This window comes from Roseateles sp. DAIF2 (assembly GCF_015624425.1).
Classification (GTDB): Bacteria; Pseudomonadota; Gammaproteobacteria; order Burkholderiales; family Burkholderiaceae_C; genus Kinneretia.
The window spans coordinates 2,670,297-2,684,167 of sequence record NZ_CP049919.1; the positions used below are offsets into that span (position 1 = coordinate 2,670,297).

The 13,871-nt window shown below is 66.9% G+C and carries 10 protein-coding genes and 1 pseudogene; 4 read left to right on the top strand and 7 right to left on the bottom strand.

Annotated features, from left to right (window positions below; all coding sequences use genetic code 11):
- The first annotated feature begins 105 nt into the window (after nt 1-105).
- Nucleotides 106-477: a hypothetical protein gene (locus tag G8A07_RS12305; protein WP_195797268.1), complete on the top strand. Its 372-nt coding sequence runs from the start codon at nt 106-108 to the stop codon at nt 475-477.
- Between the two features lie 362 nt (nt 478-839).
- Here G8A07_RS12305 and G8A07_RS12310 read toward each other — a convergent pair whose 3' ends face one another.
- A complete protein-coding gene (locus tag G8A07_RS12310; protein ID WP_195797736.1) occupies nt 840-1,925 on the bottom strand; it encodes an IS110 family transposase in 1,086 nt (361 codons plus the stop codon).
- A 174-nt stretch (nt 1,926-2,099) separates the two neighbouring features.
- Here G8A07_RS12310 and G8A07_RS12315 point away from each other — a divergent pair, with 174 nt between their 5' ends.
- Nucleotides 2,100-2,678, top strand: a complete 579-nt coding sequence (locus G8A07_RS12315; protein ID WP_195797269.1) for a GNAT family N-acetyltransferase — start codon at nt 2,100-2,102, stop codon at nt 2,676-2,678.
- Nucleotides 2,679-2,797: 119 nt separating this feature from the next.
- On the opposite strand, the gene G8A07_RS27870 is transcribed toward G8A07_RS12315, so the two are convergent.
- From G8A07_RS27870 to G8A07_RS12330, 4 genes and pseudogenes are all read right to left on the bottom strand, one after another.
- Complete coding sequence (locus G8A07_RS27870; protein WP_249937356.1) at nt 2,798-3,157, bottom strand: FKBP-type peptidyl-prolyl cis-trans isomerase; 360 nt, start codon at nt 3,155-3,157, stop codon at nt 2,798-2,800.
- A 24-nt stretch (nt 3,158-3,181) separates the two neighbouring features.
- Nucleotides 3,182-3,526 (bottom strand): annotated as a pseudogene (locus G8A07_RS27875) (FKBP-type peptidyl-prolyl cis-trans isomerase); the annotation flags it as partial.
- 34 nt (nt 3,527-3,560) lie between these two features.
- The gene (gene gluQRS, locus G8A07_RS12325; protein WP_195797271.1) at nt 3,561-4,469 is read right to left on the bottom strand and encodes a tRNA glutamyl-Q(34) synthetase GluQRS; all 909 of its coding nucleotides are present in this window, start codon (nt 4,467-4,469) and stop codon (nt 3,561-3,563) included.
- Between the two features lie 2 nt (nt 4,470-4,471).
- Nucleotides 4,472-5,443, bottom strand: coding sequence for a LysR substrate-binding domain-containing protein (locus G8A07_RS12330; protein WP_195797737.1), 972 nt, complete (start codon nt 5,441-5,443; stop codon nt 4,472-4,474).
- 145 nt (nt 5,444-5,588) lie between these two features.
- Here G8A07_RS12330 and G8A07_RS12335 point away from each other — a divergent pair, with 145 nt between their 5' ends.
- Nucleotides 5,589-6,317: a pirin family protein gene (locus tag G8A07_RS12335; RefSeq protein ID WP_195797272.1), complete on the top strand. Its 729-nt coding sequence runs from the start codon at nt 5,589-5,591 to the stop codon at nt 6,315-6,317.
- A 28-nt stretch (nt 6,318-6,345) separates the two neighbouring features.
- On the top strand, nt 6,346-7,062 hold the full coding sequence (locus tag G8A07_RS12340; RefSeq protein ID WP_195797273.1) for a DUF599 domain-containing protein: 717 nt from the start codon (nt 6,346-6,348) through the stop codon (nt 7,060-7,062).
- Here the strand turns inward: G8A07_RS12340 and G8A07_RS12345 are convergent.
- Together G8A07_RS12345 and G8A07_RS12350 are read right to left on the bottom strand one after the other, a co-directional pair.
- The gene (locus tag G8A07_RS12345) at nt 7,059-8,753 is read right to left on the bottom strand and encodes a ShlB/FhaC/HecB family hemolysin secretion/activation protein (RefSeq protein WP_195797274.1); all 1,695 of its coding nucleotides are present in this window, start codon (nt 8,751-8,753) and stop codon (nt 7,059-7,061) included. The genes G8A07_RS12340 and G8A07_RS12345 overlap by 4 nt on opposite strands.
- A gap of 44 nt (nt 8,754-8,797) precedes the next feature.
- Nucleotides 8,798-13,804: an MBG domain-containing protein gene (locus G8A07_RS12350; RefSeq protein ID WP_195797275.1), complete on the bottom strand. Its 5,007-nt coding sequence runs from the start codon at nt 13,802-13,804 to the stop codon at nt 8,798-8,800.
- Nucleotides 13,805-13,871 lie beyond the last annotated feature (67 nt).

The window sequence follows — 13,871 nt, forward strand, 5'->3', positions numbered from 1 at the left end:
TTGCCCCTCATGTCAAACGTTAGATTTCACAACACACCAACCACGCTTTGTCACGCCATGTCATTCCTTGCTAGACCATTCCGGGTCGCGGACCTGATGCGAGTCGTGGGCGATTCCTACAGCTACAAGACAGCGTTTCAGTACAGCCTTGTTTGCGAAGACGTCCGTACATTTCCAGATCTGTACTTAGTGGATGATGCGTCGGGTGAATATCTATTGGAGCTAAATCCTGTAATGCGAGAGGACGGAGAACGAACGAAGTTCTTGTTCTTCACTCATGGGGCTGTAATCACGTTCTATAAAAAGCTATGGTCGCCCGAAGTTTCCATTCAGAAGTTCCCCTCAAGCCTGGAGCCATTTCGAGAAGGCATTCAGGCGAGATTCTTATTGGCGGCTCAGGTGCACTTTGATGCGCGCAAAGAGAAAGTTTCTTTGTCTTTTGTTTCAGACAATGTCGACTTCATCTCGATCTTCTAATCGCGTAGTCAATTGCGACACCTTGCATACCGAATGAAATATAACCAGTCTACAAGGACTTCCCACTGTTTCAAGCTCCAGTAGCAAGACATGACCCCTCCAGGGGCACTTCTCATTCAAGACCTGTGTTCTGGGCAGCGGCAACGCAACGAGGAACAGACTGAACATCTACAAACGGGCTTGATGCGGACGTTGCCGCGGCCCCAGATACGAACCGCTCAGCGGGGCCCCATTCGTTCGTCGTTGTTGGCGCGGCGCACCGCGCGTGCAACGGACGGGTTATCGGGTTCACCAGCTGCCGGTCTGACCTGTGCTTTGCCTCTGCGAACGTGGGTCTGCGAAGTGACTCTGGAGCGTCGAGATCAGGCCGGCAGCGGCGCTGTTGGCGCGGGCTGCTTGCACTGCGGAATGGGCGGTACATGTTCGGGGTCGTAATCGAGCTCCCGCGTCAGCACCGCCCACAGGATGCGGGCATTCTTGTTAGCCAGCGCCACCAGGGCCCTCTGCCAACCCACACGATCCCGGAGCTGCAGCAGCCACTGCGAGATGCGGTCGCAGCGCTTGGGCGCGGCCAGCAGCGCGGACTTGGCCCCCTGGATGAGCAGCGTGCGCAGATAGTTGTTGCCGCGCTTGGTGATGCGGCCCAGGCGGTGCTTGCCGCCGCTGGAGTTCTGGCTGGGCACCAGGCCGAGCCAGGCACTGAACTGGCGAGCACTCTTGAACTGGTGCATGTCACCGACCGCGGCCACCAGAGCCGAGGCGGTGAGTTCACCCACGCCGTGCAACTGGGCCGCCCGCGCGGCGGCCTGATCCTGGCGCACATGCTGCTTGACCTGGCTGTCGCACCAGGCGATCTCCTCATCCAGAAGACGCCAATGCGCCTGCGCCCGCTGCAGGCCCAGGCGCAGCATGCCGGGCAATTCGTTGCTGGCGTCCTCCAAGGCGTGGCTGAGCACGCGACGCAAGGCGTCAGGGCTCTGAGGGAACACCAGGCCGAACTCTGCCAGCAGGCCGCGGATGCGGTTGATGCAGGCGGTGCGCTCCTCCTTGTAGCCTTCGCGCAGGCGATGGATGCCTTGCCAGCCTTGCTGCTGGGGTGTCTTCACCGCTATGCAGCGGGTGCGCACGCGCGAAGCGGCTTCACAGATGGCCGCGGCATCGTAGGCGTCGTTCTTGCCACTGGTGCCCTGCACGCGAAACGGGGCGATGAAGTGTGCGGCGATCAGCCGGGCATCCAAGCCCATCAAGCGCAGCCTGCGGGCCAGGTGATGCGCGCCCGAGCAACTCTCCATGGCGACCACGCAGCCTGCCGGCAAGGTGGCGGCCCACTGCTCGAAGCGCTGGGGTGACATCGGGCGCGCAAGCACGGTCCGCTCCGAACCGTCCACCGCGTGGACCTGGTAAACACGCTTGGCTAAATCCACCCCGACTCGGGTAATCTCGTCCATGGACTTCCCCTTTTCATATGGCTGCAGATTGATGACTTCGAACACCACCAATCTTGGCGCATTGACGCCGTTTGCCCGAAGGTGGGAAGTCCCTTCGTATTCGCTCAAGCCGACTCGCCCCCTGTGTCCCTCACGACTTGGTTTCAACCTTAGCCAGCGCAGTACAGCCCACGCATGACCAAGGACAGCAGCCTCACCATCCGCCGGCTGGCACCCGAGCTGAAAGACGACTTCCTTCGGTACTTCGAAGGCGCCGCGTTTGCCGACAATCCGAAGTGGAAGTCCTGCTATTGCCAGTTCCTGTACGTCGATCACGCCATCGTCAACTGGAGCGCTCGCACTGCCGAGGAGAACCGCAGCGCGGCTTGCGACCGCATTGCCTGCAAGCGCATGCAGGGGCTGCTGGCCTATCGCGATGGACAGGTTGTCGGCTGGTGTAATGCCGCGCCGCGGGTGCTGCTGGACTCCTTCGCCGATGAACCGATCCCGGATGCCGAGCAGGTGGGACAGATCACCTGCTTTGTGGTCGCGCGCGAGCATCGGCGCACCGGCGTGGCTCGGGCCTTGCTCGAAGAGGCTTGCGCCCTGTTGCGAGACCAGGGGCTTCTTGTGGCGGAGGCCAATCCTTCGCGCGAGGCTGTCTCGGACGCGGAGCAGCACTTCGGGCCCCTGTCGCTTTATCTGTCCGCGGGCTTCTCGATCGTCAAGGAACAGGCGGACGGGCTCGTCGTTGTGAGGCGGCCACTCATCTAGTTCCAGGGCGGTCTAGGCAAAGAAAGAAGCCGGCCGGGCTTCGCGCCCGCCGGCTTCTCTCTCGTTTCATTTCACTTCACGTGGACAGCGTCACTGCCGCCCCCGCGCCGCGGCCTTGCTCAGACCGCCAGCAGCTCCACCTCGAACATCAGCGTGGCATTCGGCGGGATCACGCCTCCGGCGCCGCGGGCGCCGTAGCCCAGCTCGGCCGGGATGACGAGGATGCGGGTGCCGCCGACCTTCATGCCCTGCACACCCTCGTCCCAGCCGCGGATCACCATGCCGGCGTCGAGCTGGAACTTGAAGGGATCGCGGCGGTCCTTGCTGGAGTCGAACTTCTTGCCGCGCAGGGCGCCTTCGGTCTTGTAGAGCCAGCCGGTGTAATGCACGGTGACCTTGGCGCCGCTCCTGGCCTCGGCGCCATCGCCGACGACCTGGTCCTGGTACTGCAGGCCGCTGGCGGTGGTGGTCAGGCTCAGGCTGACGGCCTCGTCGCCGCCGGACACGCCCAGCAGCTCGACCTCGAACATCAAGGTGGCATTGGGCGGGATCACGCCGCCGGCGCCGCGCGCGCCATAGCCCAGCTCGGGCGGGATCACCAGGGTGCGGCTGCCGCCGACCTTCATGCCCTGCACGCCCTCGTCCCAGCCGCGGATCACCATGCCGCCGTCCAGTTCGAAGTCGAAGGGCTCGCCGCGATCCTTGCTGGAATCGAACTTGGCGCCCTTGACGCCGTCTTTGTACAGCCAGCCGGTGTAGTGCACCGACACGTCGTGGCCGCTCTTGGCCTCGGCGCCGGTGCCCGGGGTGGTGTCGTCGTATTGCAGGCCGCTGGCGGTGGTGTTCATGATGAAGAAAATCCTTTGCAGAAAGTGGCCGGCATCATAAATCCCGCCACCGATCCCGCCACCGGAGCACGGCTTCGGCCAGGGTTTCCGGCAGGCCCAGGCCCGGTGTGAGGGTCAGGTCCAGATGGGTCGCGGCGGCGCGCAACGCGGCCGGCGGGTCGGCCAGGTCCAGCGCGGCGGCGCCGTTCTGCTTGGAGAGCTTCTGCCCGTCGGCGGCCAGCACCAGCGGAGTGTGCAGATAGCGCGGCCGGGGCAGGCCCAGCAGGCGCTGCAGCTGGAGCTGGCGCGGCGTGTTGTCGGCCAGGTCGGCGCCGCGCACGATGTCGGTGATGCCCTGGTCCGCATCGTCGACCACCACCGCCAGCTGGTAGGCCCAAAGCCCGTCGGCGCGCTTGAGCACAAAGTCGCCGACCTCCGCCTCCAGGTCCTGGCGCTGCGGGCCCAGGCGCCGGTCCTGCCAGTCGATGACGCCGGCCTGCGCGGTCAGCAGCCGCCAGGCGCGCGCCGGCTTGCCGCCCAAGCCGCCATGGGCGGGTCGGCAGGTGCCGGGGTAGACCCGCTCGCCGTGGCGCTCGGGGGTCAGGCCGGCGGCGGCCAGCGCGGCGTCGATGTCCTTGCGCGAGCAGCCGCAGGGGTAGGCCTGGCTGGCGTCCCGCAGCCGCTCCAGCGCGGCGGCATAGTGCGCGCCGCGCCGCGACTGCCAGAGCGGCGCCTCGTCCGGCCGCAGGCCCAGCGTGGCGAGCTGCTGCAGGATGAAATGGTCCGCGCCGGGGACGCAGCGCGGGATGTCGACATCCTCGATGCGCACCAGCCAGCGCCCCTGATGCGCACGGGCATCCAGCCAGCTGGCCAGGGCCGCGACCAGCGAGCCCGCGTGCAGCGGCCCGGTGGGCGAGGGGGCGAACCGGCCGATGTAGGAGGGGGAAGAAGACGGCACTGTCATCGTCAGAGCAGCAGGCCCTCGTGCTGCTCCAGCAGCGCCTTGCGCGTCGCGCCGCTTTGCAGCTGCGACAGCCACCATGCCAGGGCCTTGGCCGGGCGCTGGCCGGTGTTGCGCCAGGCGTAATGCATCGGGAAGATGCGCTTTTCCTGGTAGGTCGGCGGCGCGACCAGACGGCCGGCCTCGATATGCCGGCGCACCATCGACACCGGCAGCGAGCCGCAGCCCAGGCCGCGCATCAGCGCCTCCAGCTTGGTCGCCATCGAGGGCACGGTCAGCACCTCCTGGCCGGGCATCACGCCCACCGTCATCGGCGCCAGGGTGCGGGCGCTGTCGGCCACCGCGATGATGCGGTGCTGGGCGATCGTGGCGGCGGACAGCACGCCGGTCTCGCGCGCCAGCGGGTGGTGCGGCGCGACGCAGAACACCATCTCCATGTCGCCCAGCAGCTCGCAGAAGACCGAGGCGCCGGGCGGCTGGTCGGTGGTGCCGATCGCCAGGTCGGCCTGGCCGGACAGCAGGGCCTCCCAGGTGCCGGACAGCACCTCGACGCGCAGCTTCAGCCGGGTCGGCGGGCCCAGCGCGGCCCCTGCGCTGTCGTCGACCGGCAACTGGTAGAAGGCCTCCATCAGGTCGAACAGGGCGCGGCGCGCGATCGCGTCGTCGATCGCGATCGTCAGCTCGCTTTCCCAGCCGGTGGCGATGCGGCGCACCCGGTTCGCCACCGCGTCCATCTCCTGCAAGAGGCGCCGGCCCTCGACCAGCAGTTCCTGGCCGGCGGCGGTCAGCTCGGCCTGGCGCGAGCGGCGGTCGAACAGCAGCACGTCCAGCGCGTCTTCGAGCTGGCGCACGCTGTAGGTCAGGGCCGAGGGCACCTTGCCCATCTCGCGCGCGGCCGCGGCGAAGCTGCCGGCGCGGGCGATGCTGTCCATCATCGCCAGGGCTTCGGGGGTCAGGACGCGGCGTTTATCGGCAATCGACATCGGAAATGGGGGAGCGGGGCAGACCCTTCATCTTATTTGAATGCTGGCTTCAGAGCGGGCTGGGCGATGCCGGGGGAGGGCGCTCCTACATTGACTGCATGGCGCCCATCGGTGCCTCACAAGGAACAAGGAGCCGACGATGTCCGATGTCGAACTGATCAAATCCGCCGACCGTGGCTATGCCGACCATGGCTGGCTGAAGTCCTTCCACAGCTTCTCCTTCGCCGACTATTACGACCCCAAGCGCATGGGCTTCGGGCCGCTGCGGGTGATCAACGAGGACCGCGTCGCCGCCGGCACCGGCTTCGGCACCCATGGGCACCGCGACATGGAGATCATCAGCTATGTGCTGGACGGCGAGCTGGCGCACAAGGACAGCATGGGCAACGGCCATGCCGGCGGCGCCAACGCGGGCGTGATCCGGCCCGGCGACGTGCAGCGCATGAGCGCCGGCACCGGCGTGATGCACAGCGAGTTCAACAACCTGAAGACCGGCGCGACCCATTTCCTGCAGATCTGGATCATGCCGGACCAGCGCGGCGTCGCGCCCGGCTACGAGCAGAAGCATTTCGACGCGGCCGAGAAGCGCGGCAAACTGCGCCTGGTGGCCTCGAAGGACGGCGCCGAGGGCTCGGTCAGCCTCCATGCCGACGCAAGGCTCTACGCCGGCCTGTTCGACGGCGCCGAGACCGCAGAGCTGGCGCTGGCACCGGGCCGCCTCACCTACGTGCACCTGGTGCGCGGCGCGCTGACGGTCAACGGCCAGGTGCTGACGGGCGGCGACGCGCTGCAGATCCGCGAGCTTGAGCGGCTGGAGATCGCCGGCGGCGCCGACGCCGAGGTCCTGGTGTTCGACCTGCCTCGTTGAGCCTCATGGGCTGGATAGACTCCGGCCCATGAACACCTTGCTGACGCTGCTGAAATTCCTGCCCCTGATCGACTGGCTCGCCCTGGGGCTCTTTTTCGTCGGCTGGGCCGGATATGCGCGCTTCGCGAAGCAACGCTCGCTGACCAAGGCCTCGGTGCTGGGCGCGACCAACCGCGAGCGCCGGCGCTGGATGCTGCAGACCACCTACCGTGAGGTGCGGGTGATCGACGGCGTCGTGGTGCAGAGCCTGTCGACCAGCCCCTCCTTCTTCGCCTCGACCACGATCCTGATCATCGGCGGCCTGCTGGCCGTGCTGGGCGCCAGCGACCAGGCCAGCGAGCTGGTGCGCGAGATCCCGTTCGCGGCGCGCACCTCCACCCTGGTGTTCGACCTCAAGCTGGTGCTGCTGGCGGGCATCTTCGTCTATGCCTTCTTCCGCTTCACCTGGAGCATGCGGCAGTACACCTTCGGCGCGCTGCTGGTCGCGGCGGCGCCCGAGTCCAAGCAGTTCGAGGCCGACCCGAGCCTGTCGCGCGAGGCCTTCGCCGACCGCGCCGGCAAGGTCGTCGGCCTGGCGGCCGAGACCTTCAACGACGGCCTGCGCGCCTACTACCTGGCCTTCGCCGCGGTGGCCTGGTTCTTCTCGCCCTGGGCCTTCATCGCCGGCACCGCCGGCGTGATCTACATCCTCTATCAGCGCGAGTTCCGCTCGGAGGTGCTGAAGGCGCTGGAGGCGGAGGTCTAGAAGCGCGACACCAGGCTGAACCAGGCCATCGGCTGGCCCGGGCGCGTGTCCGAACGCGGGCTGCCGCCCTGGGTCCGCCAGGCCAGGCTGAGGTCGGCGCTGACGCCCCGCAGCTGCCAGCGCAGCCCCAGGCCGGCACCGGCCAGGCTGCGATGCCTGTCGGCCCGGTCCCAGGGCCGGGCATTGATGTCGACGCGGCCGGCGTCGTAGAAGGCCAGCAGCTTGGTGTTGGGCTGCAAGGCGTAATGCAGCTCGAGCTGGGCCAGCAGGCCGCGGTCGCCATAGCCCTCGCTGCTCGGGTAGGCGCGCACGCCGGCCGGGCCACCGAGGCCGAAGTCCTCCGACGAGTCGAGATTGCCCTCGCTCCACTGCGCGCCCAGATGGCCGTAGAGGCTGAAGGCGCCGCTCAGGGCCTGGATGCGGTGCAGGTCCAGGCCGAGCTTGTCGAAGCGGCCCTGGCTGCGCGCGGTCAGTGCGTCGCCGGCGCGGGCCTGCGGGTCCAGGCGCAGCCGGCCCGGCGTCCAGCTCAGGCTGCCGTAGCTGATGCCGCCGCCGCCGATCTCGTCGCGCCGGTCGAACTGCAGGGTCAGCGCGACGCTGTCGCTGCGCTTGGCACTGCGGGTGGCGAGGGCGTCCTGCCGGTCCCGCAGATCCTTGTGCTGGTAGGAGGCGGCCAGCGTGACGTTGGCCAGACGGGTGCGCCGCAGCGGGTAGCTCAGGCCCAGGCTTGCGACCTTGGCGCTGCCGCCTGCCCGCAGCGCGGCAAACTGCTGGCCCAGCTCGTAGCTGGTATGGGCGTAGCCGATGCGGCCGCGCCAGCCCTGGGCGCCCAGCGGCAGGCTGTAGTCCAGCGAACCGAGCAGCAGGGCCTCATCGCTGGCCATGGTGCGCAGCTGCAATTGGTCGCCAAAGGTGAAGGGGCTGTCGATCTGCAACTGCAGCCGGGCCCGGTAGATGCCGTTGTAGCGGCTGCCGTGGTTGTCCAGCGCGAGCTCGGCGCCGACGCTGCGCTCCCGCTGCACCGACACCTCCAGGTCGCCGCTGCCGCCGGCCTCGCCGGGGCGCACGACCGGATGGCTGGTGACGCCCGGCAGGTCGGACAGCAGCAGCAGCGCGCGCTCCAGCGGGGCCTGCTCGATCAGCGCGCCGCTTGGCAGCGGCGCCAGATAGGCCTGGGCCGCGGCTTGCACATCGGTCACCTCGTTGGCGGCGCGGACCTTGCCCCAGCGGCCCTCGATCACCTCGATCTGTAAGCGGCCCTGGCCCAAGGCCTGGGCCGGCAGCAGGGCGCGGGCGAAGGGGTAGCCGGCGCGCTGGTAATGCGCGGTGATGCGCGCGGCCAGGCCGCGCAGGCCGGCGAGATCGAAACGTTGACCGGTGACCTCGCCCAGCACGGCGCGCAATGCATCGGCGTCGAACACGGTATGGCCGCTGAAGTCGACCGACTGGAGCTGCACCTGGGGTCCACCGGGGGCGACCGGCTGTCCGCTGTCCGGCGTCAGGATGTCCAGCGGCCTGGACGGCTTGGGTGCCTCGGCGGGCGGCGTCAGTTCGCGCAGCGTGCGGCCGGCGTCGGGGAGCGCCTGCTGGGCCAGGGCCGGGGCTGCGCATAGCAGCGCGCCCAGGGCCAGCGCGATCGGATGGGGGCGCTGGTGTTCGCGGGTGTTCGGGGCGGTGGTGAAACGGGTCATCTCAGGCATCGGAAGGGATTGGAGGACGGCAGCAGCGCTGCCGTTCATTGCGCTCGGGCATCGGATTCGGCGCGGCCGACGGACAGGGCCGGCGGCACGGGCAGGCGCAGGCCGCCATCAACCACCAGCACGCGCAGCGCGCCACCCGCATCGCGGCCACTGCCACTGGCGGCCAGTGCGGTGCTCAGGGCATCGCCGCTGATTGGCACCAGGTTCAGGCTGCTGTTGTCCTGCAGCCGCGGCGACAGGGGCGTGCTGGCTGCGCTGCTGGCCTGCAGTCCTCCCGAAGCGGCGGCCTGCCGGGCGGCGCTGGACTGGGCAGTTTCCAGCGCGGGAGTGGGGGGGGTTCCGGGACCGGGCTTGGGCGCGGCGGTGATGCTGAGCATGCCGTCGATCACGGTGATCAGGTAGTTGCCATTGGCCAGGGCGGCTGCGCTGATCGCGTAGCCACCGACGTCTTCGCCGGCGGCCCGGGTGAGCTGGCCTTCCAGGCGGTCGTCGCCGATCAGGCTGCCGCTGCTGACGCGCCAGCCCAGTGCGGGGTCGGTCTGGCCTTGCACCTTGCTGGCGTTGCCCGCGGTGACCGTGATCGCGCGCGGGGTGATGGTCAATGCGCCGTCGACCACGCTGATTGCGTAGTTGCCGTTGACGAGGGCGGAGGCATCGATCTTGTAGCTGCCGACCTTGTCGCCCGGCGCGCGTGTCAGGCCGCCGCCGAGCGTGTCGGCGCCCACCAGGCTGCCGCCGGTGAGCCGCCAGCCCAGCGCCGGGTCGGCATCGCCGTAGACCTTGCTGGCGCTGTCGGCCGTTACCGTGATCGGGCGCGGGTTCACCGTGAGGTTGCCTTCCTGCACCGTGACCACGTAGTTGCCGTTGGCCAGGGCCGAGGCGTCGATGGCGTACCGGCCGACGTTCTCACCCGGTGCACGTGTCAGGCTGCCGCTGAGCTTGTCGCTGCCCGCCAGACTGCCGCCGGTGAGCTGCCAGCTAAGCGCGGGGTCGGCGCTGCCGTAGATCTTGCTGGCGTTGTCGACAGTGACGGTGAGGGCACGCGGGTTGATAGTCAGGGCGCCATCGACCGCGGTGATCGCATAGTTGCCATTGGCGAGGTCGGCGACGCTGACCGTATAGCGGCCGGCGTTCTCGCCGGTGGCGCGGGTGATGTTGCCGGACAGGCTGTCGCCCTGGACCAGACTGCCGCTGGTGATACGCCAGTCCAGTGTCGGATCGGCCTCGCCATAGGCCTTGCTGGTGCTGTCGGCGGTGACGGTGATGGCACGCGGGGCGATCGTGAGGGCGCCGTCGACGGTGGTGATCGTGTAGTTGCCGCTCGCGTTGCCAAGGGCTGAGGCATCGATCTTGTAGCTGCCGACCCTGTCGCCGGCGATACGGGTCAGCGCGCCACTGAGACGATCGTTGCCGACCAGGTTGCCGGCCGTGACGCGCCAACCCAGCTTGGGGTCGGCATCGCCATAGACCTTGCTTGCGTGGTCGGCCGTGACGGTGATGGCACGTGGCGTGATGGTCAGCACGCCGCTGACCATGGTGATCGTGTAGTTGCCGCTGCTCAAGCCCGAGGGCGCGAGGGTGTAGCTGCCTGCGTTGACCGCATTCCGGCTGCTGCCACCATAGCTCGGGGTGCCGCCCAGATTCGCGGCGGTCTCGCCGTTGACGAACCCCGAGTAGATCAGGCCATTGCCGCCGGACCAGCGCAGGCCATCGTAGGTCTTGCTGGCATTGTTAGCGGTGATGGTGAGGGGCGCCTTCGCGATGGTCAGCGTGCCGTCGTTCCTCGCGACCAGATAGTTTTTACCGGCAGACAGCGCGCTGGTGCTGATCCGGTAGATGCCGGCGTTCGTGCCGGCGTTGCGCGTCACGCCGCCGGTGAACGCGTCGCTGCCAGCGAGGGCGCCGCTCGTGATTTGCCAGGTCAGTGCCGGATCGGTGCCGCCGTAGGTGTAACTCAGGTTGTCCGCAGTGACCGTGATCAGGCGCTGGTTGATCTTGAACAAGCCTCCCGCTTGGACGAGCAGCTTGTCCGCGGAGGCCGCGGAGAGACCTCCGACCTGGGTTCCATATGCGGTGGATTCATACCATGACCAATCGTTTGCCGCCTTGGCGCTGGCAAAGCTGCCACCGATCGTGGCGTTGCCACTGACGTCGGCGCTGCTGCCGCCGGCGTACTTGATGTGAGCGGCAGCGGCTTGGGCGGAGTAGGTCTGGCCGTCGTATTGCTTGACGATGGGATCGGCATAGGCGATGACCGTCGGCTTGAGCGCGGGCAGGCTGCCATCCGTTATGGACCATCCCTCCCAGGATGGCCCGAAGGTTGCGGCCGTCCCGAGCTCGGCCGTGCTCTTGGCGGCCATATTCGTTTTGGCGCTGCCCGTGCCAAAGGAGAACGCTCCTGGCGCCCAGGCACCATCTGCGGAAGTAAAGCCGGTGGCCGAGTCGAGCCAGTACGCGTCGCTGACGGTGGCATAGGTATAGAGCGAGCCGATCAGGGCGGCGGTGTATTGGAAGCTTGACGGAATTGTCGAGCCGCCGTCCAACGTATAGCTGAACCGGGCAATGGCATTGTTGATCTGGTGCTTGCTGTTGGTGGTCGTGGACCTGCTGATGCTTCCGAAGATCCCCCCCGCGTAGAGATTCGCATCTGCGCCATTCGTGTACTTGTTGGCCGTGACGTTGATCGCGCCATCAAAAAAGAGGTCGCGGGCGACGATCTGTCCCGAACCCCGCAACTGGCCAACAAGGCCGCCGACACTGGTTCTTCCATGCGTGGTCACGGCGATGGATCCACGACTTTCCAGCTGGGACATTATTTTGTCGCCAAAGGAATCTCCGATAATTCCGCCGACGAAATTTCCCCTGCTTGTATCTGATTGAATAGGGACGCGAATTGATATGTTGCCTGTATTTTTGACGTCGACAATGGTGGAGTAAATTGAAGTCCCAGCGATACCTCCCGCTTGGTGATCGTTGTTCGTGCTGGATGAGGTCGAGCCCGAGATGTGGCCATGATTCCGGCCTCGATACAGGTGGCTGGATTCCATCCAGCCGACAATTCCGCCAAGGCCTAGAAGACTGTTGCCTGCATCGATGTTGCCATGATTGATCACATTGATCATGGTTCCGTCCTTGAACTCACCAACGATGCCGCCGATGGAATCACCTCGGTTGCCAGCGGTCACCGAGATTGGGGCTTTGTTGACCAAATTCTCCAATGTCGAGTTTTTGGCTTGTCCGACAAAAGCTCCTGCCTTGTGAAAGGAGAGCTCCACAGTATTGGTTTCATCAATAGTTAGATCTTTGATGACACCACCCACCGCGTAATAGAAGAGTCCGCCCCCCTTGATGTCCATATTGGATATCTTGTGGCCGTTGCCGTCGAAGACTCCTCTGATATATGCGTTCTTTTGGATTGTCAATCGACCAGTATCTGGGGATATGTCCTGTCCCAGGGCCACGAAACCAAATTGGGATGGATCGCCAAATTGGCCGGCTGAGTCGAGGAATCTCAGTAAATCGCTGGCGTTGTTGACCAGCATGTAAGGTGCCAGCGCGCCGCCACCGAGGATGATGTTGCGATCGAAATTTGTGGGTGTCTGGTACTTTTTTTCGGGATTGGCGTTGGTCGGGTTGTAATACAGCTTGATATTTCCGTCCGAACCGCTGAAATCGATGTAGCGGGTACTGGCATCGGCAAACTTCACCACGCCCGTGCCATTGGCATCGCTGTCGCTGCGCAGAATCAGGTCGCCCGTGCCGGCGCCATGGCGGATCTGCCGGTTGATCTGGATGTCGCGCTCGGCCTTCAGCGTCAGGGTGTTGCCGCTGCTCCAGTCGATGCCGTCGTTGACGAAGATGTCCCCGTTGCCGCCGGCCGTGCCCTGGTTGGTGGTGGCGATCGTGACATTGGTGCTGGCCAGGTCGGTGGACAGCTGGGCGCCCGTGATGTCGCCGCCGCTGGCGGCGATCGTGTAGTCGTTCGGGTCGATCAGCCAGGTGCCGGTCTTGCCCCGGGCGGCCAGGGTGCTGATCTTGCGGTCGGCGGCCAGATTGACCTTGGCCGCGCTGGTCTCGATGAAACCGCCATCGCCGCCCTGGGGCGCGCTGGCGTCCAGCGTGCCGCCGACCTGGACGCCGTCGCGGCGCAGGTCGCCCAGCAGGTAGATCTCGCCCTTGGCGCCACTGGCCAGGGTGCGGGCCTCGCTGGTGCCGGTGTGCTTGATCACGCTGCCGGCGATCTCGCCGGCGCTCTTGGCCGTCAGGTAGATCAGGCCGCCGTCGGCGCGGATCGCGCCGCCCTGTTCGATCAGCGCGTCGAGCGCCCCTTGCTCGACCTCCAGCCTGGCGGGGCCGCCCAGATCCAGCAGCACGCGCCGGCCGGCACCCAGTTGCACCCGGCCGCCGTCGCCGGTGGCGATGCTGCCGGTGTTGCTGATGCGCGCGGCGATCAGGGCCACGTGGCCGCCCGCAGCGGCCTGGATGCGGCCCGCATTGACCACGCTGGCCGTGCTGTCACCGCTGAAACGGTAGCGGCCGGCCATGAAGTCCGCGTCGCCGAGGTTCAGTGTCGAGGCCACCAGGCCACCGACATTGACCTGGGCGGTGGCGCTGAACAGCACGCCGTTGGGATTCAGCAGGAAGACCTGACCGTTGGCGTTGAGCGCGCCCTGGATGGTCGAGACCCCCGAGCCCAGCACGCGGTTCAGCGCGATGGCGCTGCTGGAGGGCTGGACGAAGTTGACGCTCTGGCCCGCGCCGATCGAGAAGCTCTGCCAGTTGGTGGCGAGCTTGTCGCTGGTCTGGGTGATCGTCAGCTGGTTGCCGCTCTGCGCGATGCTGCCGCTGCCGGCGACGACTTGAGCGCCACTGGGCAGGCTCTGGGCCTGCGTGGCACCGGCCGCCAGCAAGGTGGTGGCGCTCAACGCGGCCAGACGCAGCAGGCCGCCACCGGCGCGCTGGCCGCGCGCACGTGCGCCCTCGGGGGCGGGCACCCAGCTCTGGCTGAGTTCGTTCCAGATCAGTCGGTAGGTCTTGTTCATTGTCGAGGTCTCGTGGCGAGAGGCTGAAGCTGCGGTTCGGGCATGCGGCGGCGCTGCCCGCAGGGCA

What these genes read in the sequence shown, in the direction of transcription:
- G8A07_RS12310 (WP_195797736.1), bottom strand. Translation starts at nt 1,925, where the DNA reads ATGGACGAGATTACCCGAGTCGGGGTGGATTTAGCCAAGCGTGTTTAC.
- G8A07_RS12315 (WP_195797269.1), top strand. Translation starts at nt 2,100, where the DNA reads ATGACCAAGGACAGCAGCCTCACCATCCGCCGGCTGGCACCCGAGCTG.
- gluQRS (WP_195797271.1), bottom strand. Translation starts at nt 4,469, where the DNA reads ATGACAGTGCCGTCTTCTTCCCCCTCCTACATCGGCCGGTTCGCCCCC.
- G8A07_RS12335 (WP_195797272.1), top strand. Translation starts at nt 5,589, where the DNA reads ATGTCCGATGTCGAACTGATCAAATCCGCCGACCGTGGCTATGCCGAC.
- G8A07_RS12340 (WP_195797273.1), top strand. Translation starts at nt 6,346, where the DNA reads ATGAACACCTTGCTGACGCTGCTGAAATTCCTGCCCCTGATCGACTGG.
- G8A07_RS12345 (WP_195797274.1), bottom strand. Translation starts at nt 8,753, where the DNA reads ATGACCCGTTTCACCACCGCCCCGAACACCCGCGAACACCAGCGCCCC.
- G8A07_RS12350 (WP_195797275.1), bottom strand. Translation starts at nt 13,804, where the DNA reads ATGAACAAGACCTACCGACTGATCTGGAACGAACTCAGCCAGAGCTGG.